Raw genomic sequence first — 20,744 nt, 5'->3', positions numbered from 1 at the left:
GTGCCTCCCGGTCAGCGCTGGGCGACCAGCTTCTGGTTGGCGCTGACGAAGTCCAGCGCTTCACCGCCATGGGCCTTGGCGTACTGCTCGGCCTGGTCCTTGAGCAGGAACGCTGCCAGTTCACCCTTGGCGTTACGCACGAACCAGGCCTGGTTCGCCAGCAACTTGATTCCGCTGTCGGCGGCCTGGGCGTAGATGGCGCGGATGTCCTTGCCCTCCTGCTCCAGCTGGGCCAAGGCGCCAAGCGCGGCCTCCGGCGAAGCGTAGTGGCGGACCTTGCCTTCACCGCGCACCCAGATCTGTGCCAGGCGGCTGAAGTCGGTGATCGGTTTGCCTGTCAGCGCGTCATTGGCCTTGAGTGGCTGCGGATCGTAGTCTTTCAGCGCCTTGTCGTAGTCCAGGCCAGCCTCCTTGAAGGCCGCACGGATGTATTGGTCGTCGATGAACTTGTCGGTGTCGAGGCCGCGGTCGGTCTTTTTAAGCAGCTTGAGCGTATCGATGGAGGTTGCGACTGCCTGACGGTATTCAGGCTTCCATGTCAGGTCGCGGGTCTGCAGGCCGAGCGGGCCGTGGAACAGGTAATTGACCTCGGCCTCGATGCCGGTGACTTTCTCGATCAACTCGCTGTACTTCTCAGGTTCCGCAGCGATCAGCCGATCGGCTTCGAGGCTGGCGCGCAGGTAGGCGGTGACCACTTCGGGGTATTTCTTCGCATAATCGGCATCTACCAAAGCGCCATGGAAGGTCGGTGCGTTGGCCTGGGCGCCGTCATAGATCTTGCGGGCGAAGCCGCGGTTGGGGAACAGTTCGGCGAACGGCACGAAGTCGGCATGGGCTTCGATGCGGTTGCTACGCAGGGCGGAATCGGCGATTTCCGGCGCCTGGGCGATGATTCGCACATCCTTCTGCGGGTCCCAGCCCTGGGCTGCTACGGCACGCAGCAGCATGCCGTGGGCGGTGGAGGCGAACGGCACGGAAATGGTCCTGCCCTTGAGTTCAGCCAGCGACTGCACGCTGGACGCCGCCGGTACGACGATGCCATTGCCGCTGCCGTGCACGCTGCCCGACAGCACGCTTATGAACAGGCTGCGCTTGCCGGCATCCAGGTGAGCAACACCGTTGAACGACCCGGGGAAGTCGGCCATTGCACCGAAGTCGAGTTTGCCAGCGACCATTTCATTGGTCAGTGGCGCACCGCTGGTGAAGTTCTTCCACTCCACCTGATACTTGGCATCTTTGTATTTGCCGTCATGCGGTAGGTACTTGTCCAGCAGGCCAAGCTCGCGTATCAGCAGGCCACCAGTGGCGCAGTTGATGGTGGTGTCCTGGGTGCCAATGGCGATGCGGATGGTTTCGGCGCTGGCATTCAGGCCAGTGAGCGCCAGCGCGAGGCCGGCCACGGTTGCAACAAGGCGCATGGGTGTTTCCCCTCGAGTCGTTATAAGAGTTGGGTCGTCTCCGCCGCCCGGCTTGGGTGGTGGGAAACGAGGGGCACAGCAGGAGGGCGTCCGGTGGTGCGCCGGATGGCGGGATGAATCAGCGCAGCAGGTACGGGATGTCGACCTTCACCGCACCCGTGGGGCAGTCCTTTTCGCAGGGCATGCAGTACCAGCATTCGTCGAAGGCCATGTAGGCCTTCTGCGTGGCCGGGTTGATCGCCAGCAGGTCCATGGGGCAAACCTCCACGCAGACGGTGCAGCCTTTTTCGGCGATGCACTTGTCTTCGTCGATGGTGACGGGGGCGCTGCTGCGGAAGAAGATTTCTTGCGGCTGGTAGGCCATTTCACGGAGTCCTCGGGGCCTGCGGCCCTCGTTCTTCGAAGTGTTCACAGGACAGAGCGTCGCCTAGGCTGCATCGGCCTTTACCCGCAGCTGGTCGTAGGCGGCCTGCTCTTCTGCGTCCAACGCAATCAGGTAAGGCTCGACGGCTTTCCTGAAGCTGGTCATTTCACCGTTCTCGCCCTTTTTCAGATGACAATGGCAAAACCACTCGCCATCGTTGCGCTCAGGGAAGTCCACCCGGTGGTGGTACAGCCCCCAGCGGCTTTCCTCGCGGAACAGCGAGGCCCGCGCCGCCATCTCGGCGCAATCGCGAATCACCGAAACTTCCATCGCACGCATCAGTTCATGAGGGTTGCTGGCCTTCATCTGGTCCAGGTCACGTTCGATCTCGGCAAAGCGCGCCAGGCCGATTTCCATCTTTTTGGTCACCTTCGGCGGTTGCAGGTAATCGTTGACCATGCGTCTGAGCTTGTACTCGACCTGCGCTGGCGGCAGGCCATGCTGACGCTGCAGCGGGGCAAACACCCGCGCGCGCTCGCGCTCGACCTGTTCGGCATCGACCTCGGCGAATTCGCGCCCGGTCACGTAATGCGCAGCGTTCACACCGGCGAACCAGCCATAGGTGAAGGCCCCGAGCATGTAGTTGTGCGGCACCGCTGCCATATCGCCCGCGGCATACAGCCCTTTGACGCTGGTCTCGGCCTTTTCATTGACCCACACCCCCGACGCCGAATGCCCCGAGCAGAAACCGATCTCCGAGATATGCATCTCGACCATGTGCTGGCGATAATCGGTGCCACGCCCGGCGTGGAACTGGCCACGACTGGGGCGCTCGTTGCTGTGCAAGATCTCTTCGATGTTCTGGATGGTTTCCTCGGCCAAGTGATCGAGCTTGAGGAACACCGGGCCATTGCCGCCCTCGAGTTCCTGATGGAACTCCCACATCATCTGGCCGCTCCAGTAGTCGCACTCGATAAAGCGCTCACCCTTGCTGTTGGCGGTATATCCACCCAGTGGGCCGGTGACGTAGGCACAGGCCGGGCCGTTGTAGTCCTTGATCAGCGGGTTGATCTGGAAGCACTCGAGGTTGGCCAGTTCGGCACCTGCATGGTAGGCCATGGCGTAGCCATCACCGGCGTTGGTCGGGTTCTCGTAGGTGCCCATCAAATAACCCGACGACGGCAATCCCAGGCGCCCGGCCGCACCGCAGGCAAGGATCACCGCCTTGGCCCGCACCACGCGAAACTCGCCGCTACGGCAATCGAAACCCAGCACGCCAGCGGCCGCGCCTTCACCATCGAGCAGCACACGGGTGCAGACCATACGGTTGCTGATTTCGACCCGAGCACGCTTGAGCTGACGGTACAGCACCTTCTTGATGTCGTGGCCTTCGGGCATGGGCAGCACGTAGGCGCCCATGTGGTGAACCTTTTTCACCGCGTAGTCGCCGGTCTCGTCCTTCTCGAATTTCACCCCCCAGCGGTCGAGTTGCTCGATGGTTTCAAAGCTGTGGGTAGCGTAGGCATGCACCGTGGCCTGGTTGACGATACCGTCATTGGCCACGGTGATTTCCTTGGTGTACTGCTCGGGGGTGGCATGGCCTGGGATGATCGCGTTGTTCAGGCCATCCATGCCCATGCTGATGGCACCGCTGCGCTTGACGTTGGCCTTGTCCAGCAGCAGCACGCGCAGGTTTTTGTCCTGCTCCTTGGCCTTGATCGCCGCCATCGGCCCGGCGGTACCGCCACCGATGACGATGATGTCGTAGTCCTGGGTCTGGATGCTCATGGCTTGCTCCCCTTCTGGCGGTCGATGCGCAGGCGGTACTGGAAAGCATCGCCGCGGTAGTAAAGGTGTTCGAAGTCCAGTGGCGTACCGTCGGCGGCATGGGTCAGGCGCTCGATGCGCATGATCGGCGAGCCTTCTTCAACATCCAGGGCCTGGGTCAGGTCGCTGTCGGCCAGAACGGCATCGATGGCCAGGTCGGCGTGGCCAAGGGCAATGCTGCAGTCGTTTTCCAGGAGCAGGAAAATGTCGCGGGTGACGAGGTCGGCCTTTTCCAGCTTTTCGCCGACGGCCTTGGGCAACCAGGTCAGCTCCAGCGACACCGGCTCGCGGTTGATCAGCCGTACTCGGCGGATCTCGGTGACCAGGCTGCCCTCCTCGACCTGCAGCCGCGCGGCCACCAATGCATTGGCTGGCACATGGCGGAAACTGCGCAGGCGGTTGATCACCTCGTAACCCATTTGCGTCATCGACTCGCCCAACCCCTGCAGGGTACTGACGTTCTGGAAAGCCTTGGGCTTGGCTACGAAGGTGCCCTTGCCATGAATCTTGAAAATCAGCCCTTCCTTCTGCAGGTCGCCCAGTGCCTGGCGCACGGTGATGCGGCTGACGTCGAAGGCCTTGCCCAGCTCGCTTTCCGAGGGCATGCGGCTATGTGGCGGATAAGTGCCATCGAGGATGCGCTCGCGCAGCAATTCCTTGAGCTGGGTGTAAAGCGGTACCGGGGACAGGGGGAGCAGTTCGGCCATGGGGTCTCTTCGCTGATCGAATACTTGTTATAACAAGTTGTGACCAGAGAATAGAGGGCATAATAACTGCTGTGGAAATATCGATATCGCATATGGATAGATGCGTTTGTGATTGCTGCTGTCGGCAGCTCTCGGCGAAAGGTAAAAACGGCTACAGATCAAGGCGATGGACGCCATCGGATCAGATGGGTATCATGCGTGCGCGTTGCACTCGTAGCTCAGCTGGATAGAGTACTGCCCTCCGAAGGCAGGGGTCGTGGGTTCGAATCCCGCCGAGTGCGCCATATCAAAAAGCCCTGGGCCTGTGCCCGGGGCTTTTTCGTTTGTGCGACATGTCGCGTTTCTGGCACTCCCGTGCCACGGGTCATTGGTGTTAGCGTGGGCGTCTTCCCGTTTCCCGACGGGCAACCCACAACAATGATTGGCGAAGGAATGCGCACAACCATGCACCTGAAAAAACTTACCGCCACCACCCTGCTGCTGGCCAGCATCGGCCTGTTCACCCAACCGGCACAGGCCAACCTTACCCAGCAGCAGTCCGCGGCCATCGTCAAAGCCTTCGACGGCAGCGACCCAAGCGACTTCAAGCAGTTCCTCGGCAAGCTCAAAGGCAGCGACCTGGCCAAGGCCGACAACCTCGCGGCAACCCTGGATGCCTATCTGGCCGGCAAGCCACTGGCCGCCGAGCAGCAGAACGAGATCAACCGCCTGCTCGGCCTGTATACCCGCATCAAGTACGGCAAGGCTGCCAGCGAAACCCTGCGTGAACTGGTGGCCATCCCCACCTTCAACGTCGAAGGCACGCCGCAGCACGAGAACCCCGAGTTCCTCAGGATCGCCGACAAGATCAAGGCCCTGGCCGACAGCTTCGGCCTGGCTTTCCGCAATATCGACAACCGGGTGTACGAGATTTCGCTGGGCAGCGGCAAGGAAGTGGTCGGCATCCATGCCCACGCCGACGTAGTGCCTGTCAACCCGGACAACTGGAAGCTGGCCGATGGCACGCGCCTGGACCCGTTCAAGGTCACCCTGGTCGGTGACCGCATGTACGGCCGCGGCACCGAAGACGACAAGAACGGCATTGTCGTGGCGATGTACGCGCTTAAAGTGGCCAAGGACGAGAACCTGCCGCTGGCTCGCCAGTTCAAGCTGCTGATCGACACCACTGAAGAAACCAGCGGTGATGCCATCCCCTACTACTTCGAACGCAACCCCACGCCCGACTACAACCTGGCACTCGATGGCGGCTACCCTGTGGTCATCGCCGAGAAAGGCTACGGCACGATCATGGCCAGCTTCAGCAAGCGCCAGGCCAGTGGCAAGGGTGCCGAGATCGTCAACCTGACCGGCGGCCTGGCCACCAACCAGATCCCGACAACCTCGGTCGCGACCCTGGTCACCGACAACCCGGCGAAGCTGGCCAGCCAGCTGGAAAAAGCCGGCGCCGATTACGTGAAGCGCAATGGCGGCGACTTCAGCATCGCCGCCAAGGCCGATGGCAAGCAGGTGTTGCTCACCGTGACCGGCGTGTCCGCCCACTCTTCGGAGCCGGAGTCCGGGGTCAACCCGGTGGCGCGCATGCTTGGTTTCATCAACGGCCTGGGCAAGGATGTGCCGCTCAAGCACAACCACTTCACCGATGCCGCCCGCTATGCCGCCGACAACTGGGGCCTGGACTACCTGGGCAACAAGCTCGGCGTGGCCTTCAAGGATTCGTTCATGGGCCCGCTGACCGCCTCGCTGACCTTTGTCGGGGTGGATGAAAAAGGCCTGAAACTGGCGGTGAACCTGCGCATTCCGAAAGGCAAGCCAATTGCCACGATCAAGGACGAACTGGCTGACAAGCTGGGCAAATGGACCCGGCAGAGCCATACCTCGGTGGCCTTCGACTACAGCCTGGACGAGCCGATGTACCGCAACCCCGAGGGCGAATGGGTCAAGGCCTTGCTTGACGTGGCCACCGAGAACCTGGGCATGAAGCACGAGTTCGGTACCTCGGCGGGCGCCACCTCGGTACACGACTTGCCTAACGGCGTGCAGTTCGGCCTGGCCATGCCGGATGTGAAGTACACCGGGCACAACGACAACGAGTTCAAGACCGTTGAGCAATTCATGCTGGACTTGCAGGTGGTGAGCGAGATGGTGGCGCGGATCGGGCAGATGCCGAAGCTCTGAGCCAACTCTACCGGCCTCTTCGCGGGCACGCCCGCTCCCACAGGAATTACGCAACCTGTGGGAGCGGGCATGCCCGCGAAGAGGCCGGCACAGGCGACCGCTCATGACGTTTTTCAATCGACTCGATGCCGTTTCCTGCATTGCCGTGCAGAGCGCCGTGCCGGATGCTTTATTTACTCCGAGACATCGCTTTTTTCACCCGCAGAGGCCCGTATGAAGACCGTCGAACAAATCCTCAAGACCAAGTCCCAGCACCAGACCGTGTACACCATCGGCCCGGATGACTCGGTACTCGACGCCCTGAAGCTGCTGGCGGAGAAAAACGTCGGTGCGCTACCGGTGGTCGAGGCCAACCAGGTAGTGGGTATCGTCAGTGAACGGGACTATGCGCGCAAACTGGTGCTGAAGGGCCGCTCGTCCGCCGCCACCCCTGTGCGCGAGATCATGAGTGCGCCGGTGGTCACCGTGGAACCGAAGCAGAACCTCGAGTACTGCATGAACCTGATGACCAATCGCCACCTGCGCCACCTGCCGGTGGTCAGCAATGGCGAGCTGCTCGGCCTGCTGTCGATCGGTGACCTGGTCAAGGAAACCATCGCCGAACAGGCAAACCTGATCCTCAAACTGGAGCAATACATCCGCGGCGAATGAAGCACCTCAGTGGTAGGCGCGCTCCAGCTCGTCCAGCTGATGGTCGAAACTGCGCAGGCGCGCCGACCAGGTGTACACCAGCACTTCCAAGTCCCGGTTGAGCACGGCGGTGTTGCCATGGCCGCTGCGGGTCGGCTCGCCTACATCCAGCTGGTAGCGTTCACGGGCCATGGCTTGGGCCACGCTGGACAGGTCGCGGGCATTGGCCAGCCAGTGGTGATGGTGGTCATGAATTTCGCGATCGAGCAAGCGGCACTGGCGTTTCAGGGCATCCAGGCTCTGCTCCAGCGGCGTGCCCTTGAGCTCGCCCATGACCTCTTCGAAGGTGCGCCCCGAATGCCAGTAGCTGCCCCAGAAGTAGCGGTCGAACACCGTCTCGACGCGGCGTAGCGCGACCTTGGTGTTCCAGATGGTCAGCAACGTTCGCCCCTGCACCACCTCACGCTTGTTCAGGTGCAGTTGCTGCCAGGCGATCCAGGCCAGCGCCACCAGTGCAACCGCCACAGTGACAGCGGCAGCGGCATACAGGAAATGCACCGCCTGGTTCATCTGTTGCGTTTGCCGTATGCCGTAGAAATAACTGGCCGTCAACGTGCCCAGGATCGTCACGGAGCACCAGAAGCCTGGTGCGTAGGGATCTTTCATCGCGCTATCCCCTTGTTGTTTTCCTGAGCATAGCAACGGCCAATCACTCGTCAGGCACCACTCGGCGCTTTATTTTTTGCTTGGATGCAGCGCCTCGTTCAGTTGGTCGATCATCGGAATCCAGTCGTCATCAGCGATGTACTTCTCTTTCAGAAAAGCGCGCTGTGAATCGTTCCAGAAAGGCGCGTCAACCAGCTTTATATCGTCGTCGAGCGGCGAATGGGTGGTGATGAAACGGTCGATATCGACCGGATCGTCAGACAGACCCAGCTGTTTGAAAATCTCGGACAAAGGATGAATCGGCTTATCCATGGTTCCTCCTCGTCGCCAGACCGGTCGTCGACGATGCCGGCCCGGCATGGGTTGAGAGCATCAGCTGAGCTCACGCACTTCGGCGCGCGGCACCAGCTTGAGATATTGCTCCATGCTCATGTGGATCAGGTGATCGTGATCACCCGCCTCCAGATAGACATCGCCTTGGCGGGTAAGACTCGAATCAAGCAGCATCTTTATCTGGTAGGCATCGCCCAGCGCCGGTACGGCACCGCGCTCGCAGTCGCCGAACAGGCTCGGCAGGCCGCTTTCCCGGGTCAGTTGCCAGGCCCCGGACATGCGCACCTTGGTCATGTCCAGATGCCGGTTGGCCGGTAGCACGGCCATGATGTAGTTGCCATGACGGTCATCGAGCATCACCGACTTGGCGACCCGCTCGGCGGGCACGCCGGCCGTACGGGCCGACTCCAGGCTGGTGGCCGAATGTGGATGGGGAATGATGTCGTAATCGCAGTTGGCCTTGTCCAGGCGATCCTGCAGGGTCTTTGCCATACGCATGATGCACCTCCGGTTTCGCCCCCCAATTTCCAATTTTAGGCCGGGTACCAGCAGGCAGGGCTAAACTTGTGCAATAGAGGCAAACGAGGTGACGACAGGTGATCACCCGCTGCTGGCGCTGGCTGTCGCTGCTGTTGCTGCTTGGTATCACGCCAGGCAGCTTGGCAGCGCCCGGTGCAGTATGGGTGCTGGGCATCGATGACGCCATCGGCCCGGCCAGCGCCGACTATCTGGTGCGCAGCCTCGACCAGGCCAAGACGCAGGGTGCGCAACTGGTGGTTATCCGCATGGACACCCCGGGCGGGCTCGACAGCGCCATGCGCCAGATGATCAAGGCGATTCTCGCCAGCCCCGTGCCGGTCGCAACCTTCGTCGCCCCCAGTGGTGCCCGCGCCGCCAGCGCCGGCACTTATATCCTCTATGCCAGCCATGTCGCAGCCATGGCGCCCGGTACCAACCTAGGTGCCGCAACGCCCGTGCAGATAGGCGCCCCGCCAGGCACGCCCAAGGACGACAAGGCCAAAGGCAGCGATGACGAAACCCTCGCGCGCAAGCAGGTCAACGATGCGGCGGCCTACATCCGTGGCCTGGCGCAGCTGCGCGGGCGCAATGCCGACTGGGCGGAGAAGGCTGTGCGCGAGGCGGTCAGCCTGTCCGCCAGCGAGGCCTTGCGGCTCGACGTGATCGACCTGGTGGCCGATGACCTGCCCGACCTGCTGCGCAAGCTCGATGGCAAAACGCTCAGTGTCGCTGGCCAGCCCCAGCAACTGCAGACTGCCGGCGCCAGCCTGGTCGAGCACCTGCCGGACTGGCGCACACGGGTGCTGGCGGTCATCACCAACCCCAGCGTGGCGCTGATCCTGATCATGATCGGTGTGTACGGCCTGCTGTTCGAGTTCATGAACCCCGGCTCGACGGTAGGCGGCGTGGTCGGCGGCATCTGCCTGCTGCTGGCGCTGTATGCCCTGCAGCTGTTGCCCGTGAGCTTCGCCGGGGTGGCGCTGATATTGCTCGGCATCGCCTTCATGATCGCCGAAGCCTTCCTGCCCAGTTTCGGCGTGGTCGGCTTTGGCGGCATCGTCGCCTTCGTGGTCGGCGCGCTGATCCTGATCGACACCGATGCCCCTGGTTTCGGTATCCCGCTGGCCCTGATCGGTACCCTGGCGGTGCTCTCGGCGCTGCTGATCGGCGGTGTGCTGGGCATGGCGCTCAAGGCCCGCCGACGGGCGCTGGTCAGCGGTGACGCCGGCCTGGTCGGCAGCCTGGTCACCGTCACCCAGGTGATGGCAGGCAACCCGTTCTGTGGCTTCGTGCTGGCCCAGGGCGAGCAATGGCAGGCGCAGTGTGCAACGCCACTGCAAGCGGGCCAGAACGTGCGGGTGACCGCGCGCCATGGCGTCATGCTGGAAGTGAGCGCCGCCGCGCCCGCGGCGCAAGGAGAATGACCATGTTCATGCAATTGGGCTTCGGCGCGGTGCTGATCGTGCTGGCGATGCTGTTGCTGTCGGCATTCCGCATCCTGCGCGAGTACGAGCGCGGCGTGGTGTTCCAGCTGGGGCGCTTCTGGCAGGTGAAGGGGCCGGGGCTGATCCTGCTGATCCCGGTGATCCAGCAAATGGTGCGGGTCGACCTGCGCACCGTGGTGCTGGATGTACCACCGCAAGATGTGATCACCCGCGACAACGTCTCGGTCAAGGTCAACGCCGTGGTCTACTTCCGCGTGCTCGACCCGCAGAAGGCGATCATCCAGGTCGAGGATTTCCTCGTGGCGACCAGCCAGCTGGCCCAGACCACGCTGCGCGCGGTGCTCGGCAAGCACGAACTGGATGAACTGTTGGCCGAACGCGAGCAGCTGAACTCGGACATTCGCCAGGTGCTGGATGCACAGACCGATGCCTGGGGCATCAAGGTGGCCAACGTCGAGATCAAGCACGTCGACCTCAACGAATCGATGGTGCGTGCCATTGCCCGCCAGGCCGAGGCCGAGCGTGAACGACGGGCCAAGGTGATCCATGCCGAGGGTGAGTTGCAGGCGTCGGAGAAGTTGATGCAGGCGGCGCAGATGCTGAGCAAGGAGCCGGGGGCGATGCAGTTGCGTTACATGCAGACGCTGGGGACGATTGCCGGGGACAAGAGCTCGACCATCGTCTTTCCGCTGCCGGTGGATTTGCTCAAGGGGTTGGTGGACAAGCAGAAATAGAGGTGGCCCATTCGCGGGCTTGCCCGCTCCCACCGGTACTGCGCTGCCCTCAGGGCTGCAGTAATACCTGTGGGAGCGGGCAAGCCCGCGAATGGCCTACATACGGTCTGTCAGACTGGCGCGCGGCGCAGGGTCGCCAGGAAGGTAGCCGCACCAATGAACAACCCGGCGAACGTCCGGTTCAAACGCTTCTGCTGCTTGGGCGTACGCAGCAAGCGCAAAACCCGCGCAGCCAACCCGGTGTACCCCGCCATAACCAGCATATCCACGGTGACCATGGTCACGGTGATCGCCACATACTGCGGCAACAGCGGTTCATGCGGGTTGATGAACTGCGGCAGCACCGCCAGCATGAACACCAGTGCCTTGGGGTTGCTGACGTTGACCAGGAAGCCACGGAACACCAGGCTCAGCGGTTTACCGATAGGGCGCACGGCGGATTCATCGCTCATGTCCATCGGCAAGGCTCGCCATTGCTTGTAGGCCAGGTAGACAAGGTAGGCGACGCCGAACCATTTGATGATCTGGAAGGCCGTGGCCGAGGCGGCCAGGATGGCGCCGACGCCGGCGGCGATGATGGCGATCTGCACGATCAGGCCCAGTTGCAGGCCCAGGGCGTTCCAGTAACCACGCCAGAAGCCGTATTGCAGGCCGCTGGACATCGAGGCAATCGCCCCGGCACCGGGTGAAAGACTGATCACCCAACAGGCGGCAAAGAAGCCCAACCACACTTCCATCGACATCACACACCTCGCTCGAACATATGTTGCAAAACGTTAAGCTAAGGTGTTGGTGAAAAAATAACCAGTAAATTTTGCAGGATTTGTTCTGCCTGTACCGGCCTCTTCGCGGGCTTGCCCGCTCCCACAGGTATTGCGCTGCCCTCAAAGGCTATGGATTTCCTGTGGGAGCGGGCAAGCCCGCGAAGAGGGCCGTACAGGATTAATCAATCCACCTCGGCGGACGACTCTTTGTGCATAACCTGCACCTCTGCCCCGCGCCAGCGCCGTACCGACTTCTGGAAGAACTGGCTATTGGGCACCTGCACCAGCGCCCCGCCCGCCTCGGGCATTTCCATCAGGGTGGTGAACAGCAGGTTGATGGCAATCACCCGGCCCTTGACGCCCGGCTTGTCCAGGGTGTCGACCAGCTCGACCACGTCACCAATACGAAACGGCCCGACGGTGAAGATCAGCACTGCGCACAGCAGATTGGACAGCACGCTCCACATGGCGAAGAAGGCCACCGCCGCCACCGCGACGAAGCCGGACAGTGCTGTCCACAGCACAGTCGCCGACACACCCAGGCGCTCCAGCACAAACAGCAACGCGCTGCCCATGATCAGCCAGCGCAGGCCGCCACGCACCGGCACCAGCAGTTCCGGCGGCAATGGGTAACGCTGGCCCAGGCGGCTCAGCCCGCGTGCAACGATGCGCTGCAGGACGAAGGCCGCTACCAGGATCAACAGGATCTGCAAGCCCAGCCAGAAGGTGTCCATCCATTGCCCTGGCAGCAGCGAACGCAGTTCCTCCATCAGGACAGCGCCTCGAGCTCGGCCTGCATGCTTTCGAGGGTTTCCAGCGCTTCCATCCAGGCCTCTTCCAGTTCGCCTTCGCGCTGCTTCAGCTTGGTCTGGCGCGCCAGCAGGTCACGCAACTCGTCCTTGCGCGACGCGTCGTAGAGGCCACCATCACCCAGCGCGGTCTCGATCTCGGCCAGTTGCGCGTGCACCTGGTTGAGCTCGGCTTCCAGCTTGTCAGCAGCCTTCTTGTGCGGGGCCAGTTGCTGGCGCAAGGCTGCGGCAGCCTGGCGTTGGGCCTTCTTGTCGGTCTTGTCCGGGTTGACCGGGGCGGTACTGGCCGGCGCGCTGCGCTGGCGGTACTCGACCAGCCAGCGGCTGTAGTCGTCCAGGTCACCATCGAAGATGTCGACCTTGCCGTCAGCCACCAACAGGAAGTCGTCGGTTGTGCTCTTGAGCAGATGACGGTCGTGCGATACCACCACCACGGCACCGGCAAACTCCTGCAGGGCCATGGTCAGCGCCAGGCGCATTTCCAAGTCGAGGTGGTTGGTCGGTTCGTCGAGCAGCAGCAGGTTCGGTCGCTCCCAGGCGATCAGGGCCAGCGCCAGGCGGGCCTTCTCACCACCGGAGAAGTTCACCACCGGCTCGTCGACGCGATCGCCATGGAAGTCGAAGCCACCCAGGAAGTCGCGCAGGGTCTGCTCACGCTCGGTGGGGGCAATGCGTTGCAGGTGCAGCAGCGGGCTGGCCTTGTCGTCCAGCGAATCCAGCTGGTGCTGGGCAAAGTAGCCCACAGCCAGGTTCTCACCCCGCACCAGGCGGCCCGACAATGGCTCGAGCTCGCCTGCGAGGTTCTTGATCAGGGTCGACTTGCCAGCGCCGTTGGGGCCGAGCAGGCCAATGCGCGCACCGGGGGTGAGTTGCAGCTTGACCTTGTCGAGGATCGCCTTGTCACCGTAGCCCAGGCGGCCTTCGGACAGGCTGAGCAGCGGGCTGGAGATTTTCTGCGACTCGCGGAAAACGAAGTCGAACGGCGAATCGACATGCGCCGCCGACAGCTCCTCCATGCGTTCCAGGGCCTTGATCCGGCTCTGTGCCTGGCGGGCCTTGGTGGCCTGGGCCTTGAAGCGGGCAATGTACTTTTCCATGTGCGCACGCTGGGCCTGCTGTTTCTCGTAGGCCTGCTGCTGTTGCGCCAGGCGCTCGGCCCGGGTGCGCTCGAAGGCGGTGTAGCCGCCTTTGTACAGGTTCAGCTTGCGCTGCTCGACGTGCAGCACATGGTCGACCACGGCATCGAGGAAGTCGCGGTCGTGGGAGATCAGCAACAACGTGCCGGGGTAGCCCTTGAGCCAGTCCTCCAGCCACAGGATAGCGTCCAGGTCCAGGTGGTTGGTGGGCTCGTCGAGCAGCAGCAGGTCGGACGGGCACATCAGGGCCTGGGCCAGGTTCAGGCGCATCCGCCAGCCACCGGAGAAGTCGCCGACGCGGCGGTCCATCTGTTCGTTGGTGAAACCAAGGCCGGCCAGCAACTTGCGTGCGCGGGCGTCGGCGGTATAGCCGTCGGCGCTATCCAGCTCAATGTGCAGGCGCGCCAGGGCAGTACCGTCGTGGGCCTGCTCGGCCGCGGCCAGTTCGGCCTGGACCTTGCGCAGGCGCACGTCACCGTCGAGCACATAGTCCACGGCCAGGCGGTCGAGGGTATCGACTTCCTGGCGCATGTGGGCGATGCGCCAGTCACCGGGCAGCTGGCAATCGCCGGCATCAGGCGACAGCTCACCGCGCAGCAAGGCGAACAGGCTGGATTTTCCGGCGCCGTTGGCGCCGATCAGGCCGGCCTTGTGACCGGTGTGCAGGGTCATCTCGGCGCCTTCTAGCAAGCGCTGCGGACCACGCTGTAAAGTGAGGTTGGATAGTCTGATCATGATGGTCGCGGAGTCTACCAGCTTCCTCGGCCCATAGCGCGAGTGGAACCATGCACACCGACCTGTGGAATCACGCCCTGGCCCTGTACGCCAGGCCCGGCGTAGAAGCCGCCTGCCTAGACTTGCAGGCGCTGGGTGGCGATGTCTGTCTGCTGCTGTGCGCAACCTGGCTGCAGGCGCATGGCGTGGCCGTGCGGGACGAACGCGTGCAGGCATTGCGCGAGGTTACCGAGCCTTGGCAGCGCGAAGTGGTCAACCCGTTACGTAGCTTGCGCCAACAATGGCGAGCAGCAGCGCAAGGTGATGCGCAGCTGGCGGCGTTGCGTGAGCAGGTGAAAGGGTTGGAGTTACAGGCCGAGAAAGCCTTGCTGGAACGCTTGCAGGAGCGTTCGCGACAGTGGCCGGTGGGCGCCCATGAGCCCATGGAAAACTGGCTGGACCAGCTGGCGCCGGCCCAGGCCCGCCACCACGACGCGCTGGTTCGGTTGCGCGTCGCGGCGGCAGCGCTTCAGGACGCCGAAGACGGTGCCTGAGCCGGGGTGCTGGCAGGTGCCGATGGCGCTACCGAAGCTGCCGGGGTGGCCGAGTTGGTCGCGGCGGCCGGAGTGCTGGCGGCTGGCGTAGCCGGTTTGGCTTCGGCTGGCTTGCTGGCAACAGGCTTGGCAGCTGCTGGCTTGGCGGCGGGTTTGGCAGCCGTACGTGCTGGGGCCTTGGCGGCAGCTGGTTTCGCGGCCGGCTTGGCAGCAGCGGCTTTGGCTGGCGTTTTGGCCGCCGCTGGCTTGGCTGCAGGTTTAGCGGCTGCGGTGGCTTTGGCTGCAGGCTTGGCTGCAGGTTTGGCAGCAGCAGTGGCCTTGGCAGCCGGCTTGGCTGCAGGTTTGGCAGCAGCAGTGGCCTTGGCGGCTGGCTTGGCCGCAGGTTTGGCAGCAGCAGTGGCCTTGGCGGCTGGTTTAGCCGCAGGTTTGGCAGCAGCAGTGGCCTTGGCAGCCGGCTTGGCCGCAGGTTTGGCAGCAGCAGTGGCCTTGGCGGCTGGCTTAGCCGCAGGTTTGGCAGCAGCAGTGGCCTTGGCAGCCGGCTTGGCCGCAGGTTTGGCAGCAGCAGTGGCCTTGGCAGCCGGCTTGGCCGCAGGTTTGGCAGCAGCAGTGGCCTTGGCGGCTGGCTTGGCCGCAGGTTTGCCAGCAGCAGTGGCCTTGACGGCCGGCTTGGCTGCAGGTTTGGCCGCAGCAGCCTTGGTGACGGGTTTGGCGGCTGCCGGTTTGGAGGTCTTGGCAGCACGCTGGTCAAGCGCCTTGGCTGCAGCTTCGCGAACCTTGCCTACACCTTGGGCCAGCTTGAGGCTGTCCTGGGCATCGCGCTTGAGTTGCTGGATATAAGAACGGGTCTGGGTTTGACGTTCCTTGAGGGAGTCGAGCAGTTCTTCAAGTTCTCCAATGGCTTTTTGCGCCTTGGTCTGCGCCTTGGCTTTACCTGCCTTGGCCGCGTCTTGCAGTTTCAGGCGACCGTTGTGCAGTTTTTCCTGGGCCTTGCCACGCTGCTTTTCCAACTTGGCCAGCAGTTTTTCCGCATCAGCCAGCGCTTGCGAGCAGGCATCTTCCAAGTGTTCGAGCAAGCTGCCCGAAAGTTGCTGGAGCAGGTGTAACGGCGTGCTTACTGGCTTCTTTTTAGCCGACATGGTTTACCTCCTGGCTGACGAGATTGCGGCTCATACTATGCTTCTGCTGCTACCGCCGCTAGGGCATGTTGACAGTATTATTTACGCCGCGTTGCATGCCTGGGCAAAGTTGTTATCTTGCAGCTCCGAGCAAGTGTAGTTGCTGAATAAATCATTGCTGATATTTGGCAGTTATCTGTACTGCACAGCCCCTCTGTAGGAGCGGCCTTGTGTCGCGATGGGGCGCGGAGCGGCCCCGGTTTCAGCGCCAGGGTAAATATCGCCGGGGCTGCTCCGCAGCCCTTTCGCGACACAAGGCCGCTCCTACAGCGGGCGTAAAAAGGCAAATACAAATAACGAACACTGGCATACTTCCCCGCTCATTGGCGCAGGAACTGACCATGCCTCGATATCTTGTTTTAGGTTTATGCCTGCTGGCACCCCTCGCCCTGGCTGACAGCGAAGAACATGACCTCGCCTACAGCATCGGCGCCAGCCTGGGTGAGCGGCTGCGCCAGGATATGCCGGGCCTGCAACTGGATGCGCTGGTAGAAGGCCTGCGCCAGTCCTACCAGGGGCAACCGCTGAAACTCGACAAGGCACGCATGCAGGCCTTGCTCCAGCAGCAGGAAGCGCAGGAAGGCGATGCCGCCATGCAGAAACTTCAAGCTGCCGAAACACGTTTCATGGCCAACGAGCGTGGTCGTTATGGCGTGCACGAACTACCGGAGGGCGTGCTCTACAGCGAACTGCAAGCAGGTACGGGTGCGCAGCCCAAAGCCGGTGGCAAAGTGCAAGTGCGCTACGTGGGCAGGCTGCCAGACGGCTCGGTGTTCGACCAGAACCAGACGCCCCAGTGGTTCAGCCTGGACTCGGTAATCGAAGGGTGGCAGGTGGCCTTGCCAAAGATGCACACCGGCGCCAAATGGCGCCTGGTGATTCCCTCAGCGCAAGCTTATGGCGCCGAGGGCGCGGGCGACCTGATCGAACCCTATACACCCCTGGTGTTCGAGATCGAACTGCTGGCGGTTGGCGACTGACGCCAACTCTCAGGCCTGGACCGCGCCTTCTTCCTTGTGCGCGTTGTGCAACACTTCGATCAGGCAGTCTTCCAGTTCGAAGCGCTCGTGCAGCAGGCCACCCAGCTTGCCCAGCTTTTCGGCAAAGCGTTCGGTGTCCTTGCATTCACCCTTGGCGCAATGGTCATTGAAGGCCAGTGCGATCTGAGTACTGTCGTTGATCCGTGGGTTGATATCTTCGGCCAACTTCAGCGCCTTCTCGTCGCCGAAGGCCTTGGCCTCACTGACCAGCTGCTCGCAGACTTCGAAATGCCACGCCGAAACGTAGTCGACAAGGAGCGCGCAAAACTCCCCGTTCGTGTCCTTGTCGGCGAAGGCCGGCTTGGCATCGCGCAGCGCGCGGAAAGCCTGCACCAGTTCCTGGCGCTCCTCCAGCCAGCGGTCGATCAGTTTGTGAACCCCACCCCAGCGTTCCTGAGCGTTCTGACAACTATCGAGCATGGCGATCTCTTCCCTTCTGGGTAGATGCCGCTGCACCTCGCACCACGACCGTGCAGCACAAAGGTGACATCAGCAAGCGGCATCGAGCAGTTGTGTTTTCGGTATGCGTGCTGGGAGATTATTCCCGCGCGTGCTGCCCTTCAAGGTACGCAGCGGACAAAGTTCATACAAGTGTTTAATACCCTGTTACACGGCCATTGGTCGTGCCAATGGTGCAACCTTGCGCCAGGTCATGTTCTCGCCAGGGTGCGGAAACGATACGCCAGCAGGCAACTCAAGGGCAGCACCGCCAGCAGCAGGAAGGCCAGCAGGCTCCACTCGGGCAGGGTCAGGTCGAGAAAGCTCCAGGCCAGCGAGTTGCAATCCGGGCCGCCGAACAACAATTGCCGTGCCGCCTCGCCCCAGGATTGCTCGAACAGCCGCCCGAGCGGCACCGGGCAGACCGGGATGGCCCCGTCATCCCCTTGCAACCAGACATGTCGCGCTGCCAGCAACGCCCCGGCCAGCGAACAGCCCAGCGTCGCCCGCGCGTAACAGCGAATGCCCGCCGTACCCGGTGCCTGCACCACTGCCGCCAGGCACAGCAGCGCGTACACGCCAAGCAGCAGCCGCTGGCTGAAACACAACGGGCAGGGCACCAGCCCGAGGACGGTTTCCAGGTGGAAGGACGCGGCCAGTACCGCCAGTGCAGCAAGGCAGGCAGGTAGGAAAAAAGTGCGCAAACGGGCCGGCAGCATGGGCGGTGAAGGTCCCGGGATAATGAAGTGGCCTGAAACGGTAGAGGAAAGACGCGCTTTGTTTCAAGGCGCGACAGCAACGACAAGTCGCTGAATCGCGAAGGAAATTTCCAACTATGCAGTAGGAAACGTCTGAAGAAATGGATTGCAGATCTAACTTACATCGAGAGAAAGGTTACCCACCCCCAAGGCCCGCACCTTTGCGCGGGCCCTGGGGTAGGTCAGGCGCGTACGCCTTCGGGCAAAGGCAGGGCCAGCAGGCGCTCGTCCAGCAGGCCGAGGCCCTCCTGGAACAGCTGGTTGCTGCGCTCGGTCTCGCCAAGGCCAGCGAGCAGGCGCGCCAGCTCGGCACAAGCCTCGGGGTTGCGCTCCATGCGCAGGCTGCTTTCCAGGTAGTCGCGCGCCTTGCCCCACAGGCGGTTCTGCAGGCTAAGACGGCCCAGGGTAAGCAGCAGGCTGGCATCTTGCGGGTGGGCCTTGAGCCAACCTTCGGCTGTTTGCAGCTGGCGCGCCGGGTCATCGCCGCGCACCAGGCCGTACAGGCGGGCCAGGTGACTTTCGTATTCACGCTTGAGGGCGGTACGCAGCACTTGTTCGGCTTCGCTCTGGGCACCCACCTGGCGCAATTGCTCGGCATAGGCCAGCACCAGCTGTGGCTCCTGGCGCTGGGCCGCGGTCAGTTGCTGCCAGGCGCGCTCCAGGGCCTGACGGGCACTTTGCGCATCCTCGCCACGGGTGGTGGCCAGGCTCAGGTTCTGGCCCCAGGCACGTTGCTCCAGGGCAGCCAGCTCGGCGGCCGGCAGCACCTTGCCCTTGCGCAGGTCGGGCAGCAGGCGGATCAGTGCAGACCAATCGCCGCGCTCCAGGTGCAGGCGCTGCAGCAGGCGCAGCACCTGGCCGTTGTGCGGGTGGCGCTCCTGCATGGCCAGCAGGGTTTCCAAGGCGCCGTCGCTTTCGCCACGGTCCATCTGCAACTGTGCATGGGTCAGGGCGATAGCCAGTTCCGCTTGCGGCTGGCGCTCCAGGGCTCGTTCCAGCAGGTTGTCGCTGTCTTCGGTTCGGCCTTGCTCGTTGGCGGCACGCGCGGCACCGAGGTAGTACAGCAACGGCTGGCGCTCGGCCTCGGCGGCACGGTGCAGGTGGCGCTGGGCACTGGCCCAACGGCCCTCGGCGAGGTCCAGCTGGCCCTGCTCGATGGCCAGACGAACGCGCCGGCTGCGATTACGCCGCGACCACGGGTTGACCACGCCGCTGGAAGTCAGCACCAGGCCGACCAGGTAGCGCACCAGCCACAGCAGCAGCACCACAGCCAGCAAGCCGGCCAGGGCCGCCCACAGCCCCGACTGGTAGCGGAAGCTGCCATAGGAGATCAGCACGTAGCCGCTGTGCTTGGCGACCGCGATACCCAGCGCCGCGGCGACCACGATCGCCAGCACGGCCAGCAGGTAGACACGCTTCATGGCTTGCCCCCCTCAGCCTCGGCCGGCAGGTGGCGGCGCTGTATATAGGCCTGCACTGCGGCCAGGCTTTCGCTGAGGTCGGGGGTAACCACCGACACCGGCTGCTCGGCCAGGGCATTGAGGCTGTCAAGCATGGCCTTGCTTTGCGGGTTGTCGGCGTTGAAGTTGGCCAGCAGCACGCTGCGGGCGTCATCCAGCGCCTGGGTGTACACCTTGCTATCGCCATTGAGCGCTGCCCACTGGGCCTGCTCGATGGTCAGGCTCAGGGCCAGGCGCAGCTGGTTCAGTTGCTGCCCGGCCAGCAGCGGACGCACGTTGTCATCGGCGTTGAAGTCGATCTGGAAGTACTTGGAGATCTCGGCCCACCACTGGGACAGGCGACTGGCGCCGTCACCATCGGCGGTGAGCGCGCCCAAGGCATCGGCATTGGTGTCGAACTCCGGCGACTGGGCGCTGAGTTGCTGCACCAGCTCGCGCTGCGCGGCCAGTTTCAGGAACAGGCCGGTACGGTCCGGTTGCTGGGTGCTGTTGAGCGTGGCCAGGCTGCGCGCCAGTTGCTCACGGGCGGCGAAGGCACCCGGATCGCTCTGCTCGCGCAGGATCTCGTCCGCCCCCTCGACCAAGGCCTTGGCACTGGTGATGTCCTGCAGCGCCGACAGGCGCAGGGTGGCCAGGCGCAGCAGGTGCTCGGCCTCGGCCAGGCGCCATTCCTTGCGGCTTTCGCCCAGTACGGTTTCCAGGCGCTGGCTGAGGCGTTGCTGGTCGCCTTGCAACTGTGCCACCAGGCGGCGGCGGTCTTCCAGCTCGCTGGCCGCCGGCAGGCTGGCCAGTTGCGCGCTGATCTGCTGTTCACGCTGCTGCAGGGCCTCGGCGCGCTGGTTCAGCGCCTCGATGTGCTGGCCCTGGTTGAATTCGCTGCCTTGCAGTTGACGCACCTGCCAGACACCCCAGCCACCTACCGCCACCCCGGCCGCGCCCAACAGCAGGGCCAGCGTTGCCAGGCCACTGCCGGAGCGCTTGGCAGGTGGGGTGGTGACGGGTTCCGCCGGCGCCTGTGCCGACGGCTGATCGTTATTGGACAAGACAGTCTCGCTCACGTATCCATCCTTTGCATGGG

At 63.2% G+C, this 20,744-nt stretch carries 21 protein-coding genes and 1 tRNA gene; 7 read left to right on the top strand and 15 right to left on the bottom strand.

From position 1 onward, the window contains the following. Positions 1-11: 11 nt before the first annotated feature. The 4 genes from ABX298_RS11575 to ABX298_RS11560 form a co-directional block, all read right to left on the bottom strand. On the bottom strand, positions 12-1,418 hold the full coding sequence (locus tag ABX298_RS11575; RefSeq protein WP_367394405.1) for an ABC transporter substrate-binding protein: 1,407 nt from the start codon (positions 1,416-1,418) through the stop codon (positions 12-14). A gap of 118 nt (positions 1,419-1,536) precedes the next feature. Then, complete coding sequence (locus ABX298_RS11570) at positions 1,537-1,782, bottom strand: ferredoxin family protein (RefSeq protein WP_008096634.1); 246 nt, start codon at positions 1,780-1,782, stop codon at positions 1,537-1,539. A gap of 63 nt (positions 1,783-1,845) precedes the next feature. Further along, complete coding sequence (locus ABX298_RS11565; protein WP_367394404.1) at positions 1,846-3,570, bottom strand: fumarate reductase/succinate dehydrogenase flavoprotein subunit; 1,725 nt, start codon at positions 3,568-3,570, stop codon at positions 1,846-1,848. After that, positions 3,567-4,316, bottom strand: a complete 750-nt coding sequence (locus ABX298_RS11560; protein WP_075044295.1) for a GntR family transcriptional regulator — start codon at positions 4,314-4,316, stop codon at positions 3,567-3,569. Before ABX298_RS11560 ends, ABX298_RS11565 begins: the two co-directional genes overlap by 4 nt. A 207-nt stretch (positions 4,317-4,523) precedes the next feature. On the opposite strand from ABX298_RS11560, the gene ABX298_RS11555 reads away from it, so the two are divergent. From ABX298_RS11555 to ABX298_RS11545, 3 genes are all read left to right on the top strand, one after another. Next, positions 4,524-4,600 (top strand) — tRNA-Arg (locus ABX298_RS11555). A 160-nt stretch (positions 4,601-4,760) separates the two neighbouring features. Beyond that, entirely contained in the window at positions 4,761-6,491 is a 1,731-nt protein-coding gene (locus ABX298_RS11550; protein WP_158091103.1) for a dipeptidase, read from the top strand. Positions 6,492-6,704: 213 nt separating this feature from the next. After that, complete coding sequence (locus tag ABX298_RS11545; protein ID WP_025337291.1) at positions 6,705-7,142, top strand: CBS domain-containing protein; 438 nt, start codon at positions 6,705-6,707, stop codon at positions 7,140-7,142. A gap of 6 nt (positions 7,143-7,148) precedes the next feature. Here ABX298_RS11545 and ABX298_RS11540 read toward each other — a convergent pair whose 3' ends face one another. From ABX298_RS11540 to ABX298_RS11530, 3 genes are all read right to left on the bottom strand, one after another. Then, positions 7,149-7,787, bottom strand: coding sequence for an NADH:ubiquinone oxidoreductase subunit N (locus tag ABX298_RS11540; protein ID WP_075044293.1), 639 nt, complete (start codon positions 7,785-7,787; stop codon positions 7,149-7,151). 69 nt (positions 7,788-7,856) lie between these two features. Beyond that, a complete protein-coding gene (locus ABX298_RS11535; protein WP_075044292.1) occupies positions 7,857-8,099 on the bottom strand; it encodes a DUF2789 domain-containing protein in 243 nt (80 codons plus the stop codon). Positions 8,100-8,159: 60 nt separating this feature from the next. Next, positions 8,160-8,618 carry an aminoacyl-tRNA deacylase gene (locus ABX298_RS11530; RefSeq protein ID WP_003260230.1) on the bottom strand — a complete coding sequence of 153 codons (459 nt, stop codon included), beginning with the start codon at positions 8,616-8,618 and terminating at the stop codon, positions 8,160-8,162. Positions 8,619-8,716: 98 nt separating this feature from the next. On the opposite strand from ABX298_RS11530, the gene ABX298_RS11525 reads away from it, so the two are divergent. After that, positions 8,717-10,063 carry a nodulation protein NfeD gene (locus ABX298_RS11525; RefSeq protein WP_075044290.1) on the top strand — a complete coding sequence of 449 codons (1,347 nt, stop codon included), beginning with the start codon at positions 8,717-8,719 and terminating at the stop codon, positions 10,061-10,063. 2 nt (positions 10,064-10,065) lie between these two features. Beyond that, positions 10,066-10,818 carry a slipin family protein gene (locus ABX298_RS11520; protein WP_025337287.1) on the top strand — a complete coding sequence of 251 codons (753 nt, stop codon included), beginning with the start codon at positions 10,066-10,068 and terminating at the stop codon, positions 10,816-10,818. A gap of 110 nt (positions 10,819-10,928) precedes the next feature. Here the strand turns inward: ABX298_RS11520 and ABX298_RS11515 are convergent, their stop codons facing one another. The 3 genes from ABX298_RS11515 to abc-f form a co-directional block, all read right to left on the bottom strand. Further along, positions 10,929-11,561, bottom strand: coding sequence for a LysE family transporter (locus tag ABX298_RS11515; RefSeq protein WP_046616418.1), 633 nt, complete (start codon positions 11,559-11,561; stop codon positions 10,929-10,931). Positions 11,562-11,764: 203 nt separating this feature from the next. Then, on the bottom strand, positions 11,765-12,352 hold the full coding sequence (locus ABX298_RS11510; RefSeq protein WP_317409551.1) for a mechanosensitive ion channel family protein: 588 nt from the start codon (positions 12,350-12,352) through the stop codon (positions 11,765-11,767). Beyond that, positions 12,352-14,262 carry a ribosomal protection-like ABC-F family protein gene (gene abc-f / locus ABX298_RS11505; RefSeq protein WP_085664195.1) on the bottom strand — a complete coding sequence of 637 codons (1,911 nt, stop codon included), beginning with the start codon at positions 14,260-14,262 and terminating at the stop codon, positions 12,352-12,354. Before abc-f ends, ABX298_RS11510 begins: the two co-directional genes overlap by 1 nt. A 50-nt stretch (positions 14,263-14,312) precedes the next feature. Between abc-f and ABX298_RS11500 the strand changes: the two genes are divergently transcribed. Beyond that, positions 14,313-14,795: a TIGR02444 family protein gene (locus ABX298_RS11500; protein ID WP_085664196.1), complete on the top strand. Its 483-nt coding sequence runs from the start codon at positions 14,313-14,315 to the stop codon at positions 14,793-14,795. Here ABX298_RS11500 and ABX298_RS11495 read toward each other — a convergent pair. Next, entirely contained in the window at positions 14,771-15,931 is a 1,161-nt protein-coding gene (locus tag ABX298_RS11495; protein WP_367394403.1) for an AlgP family protein, read from the bottom strand. The two genes, ABX298_RS11500 and ABX298_RS11495, sit on opposite strands and share 25 nt — an antisense overlap. Before the next feature lie 380 nt (positions 15,932-16,311). Here ABX298_RS11495 and ABX298_RS11490 point away from each other — a divergent pair, with 380 nt between their 5' ends. After that, positions 16,312-16,950 carry an FKBP-type peptidyl-prolyl cis-trans isomerase gene (locus tag ABX298_RS11490; protein ID WP_367394402.1) on the top strand — a complete coding sequence of 213 codons (639 nt, stop codon included), beginning with the start codon at positions 16,312-16,314 and terminating at the stop codon, positions 16,948-16,950. Positions 16,951-16,959: 9 nt separating this feature from the next. Here the strand turns inward: ABX298_RS11490 and rsd are convergent, their stop codons facing one another. The 4 genes from rsd to ABX298_RS11470 all read right to left on the bottom strand — a co-directional run bounded on the left by rsd (position 16,960) and on the right by ABX298_RS11470 (position 20,724). After that, on the bottom strand, positions 16,960-17,430 hold the full coding sequence (gene rsd, locus ABX298_RS11485; RefSeq protein WP_085691938.1) for a sigma D regulator: 471 nt from the start codon (positions 17,428-17,430) through the stop codon (positions 16,960-16,962). A 230-nt stretch (positions 17,431-17,660) separates the two neighbouring features. Further along, entirely contained in the window at positions 17,661-18,167 is a 507-nt protein-coding gene (locus ABX298_RS11480; RefSeq protein ID WP_367394401.1) for a disulfide bond formation protein B, read from the bottom strand. A gap of 221 nt (positions 18,168-18,388) precedes the next feature. Further along, positions 18,389-19,627 (bottom strand): heme biosynthesis protein HemY, encoded by a 1,239-nt coding sequence (locus ABX298_RS11475; protein WP_075044282.1) that lies wholly within the window; start codon positions 19,625-19,627, stop codon positions 18,389-18,391. Then, positions 19,624-20,724 (bottom strand): uroporphyrinogen-III C-methyltransferase, encoded by a 1,101-nt coding sequence (locus ABX298_RS11470; RefSeq protein WP_084785108.1) that lies wholly within the window; start codon positions 20,722-20,724, stop codon positions 19,624-19,626. Before ABX298_RS11470 ends, ABX298_RS11475 begins: the two co-directional genes overlap by 4 nt. Positions 20,725-20,744 lie beyond the last annotated feature (20 nt).

Origin of the sequence: Pseudomonas sp. X4 (assembly GCF_040784925.1) — a bacterium.
Lineage (GTDB): Bacteria > Pseudomonadota > Gammaproteobacteria > Pseudomonadales > Pseudomonadaceae > Aquipseudomonas > Aquipseudomonas putida_Z.
This window is presented reverse-complemented; position numbering and strand designations above follow the sequence as displayed.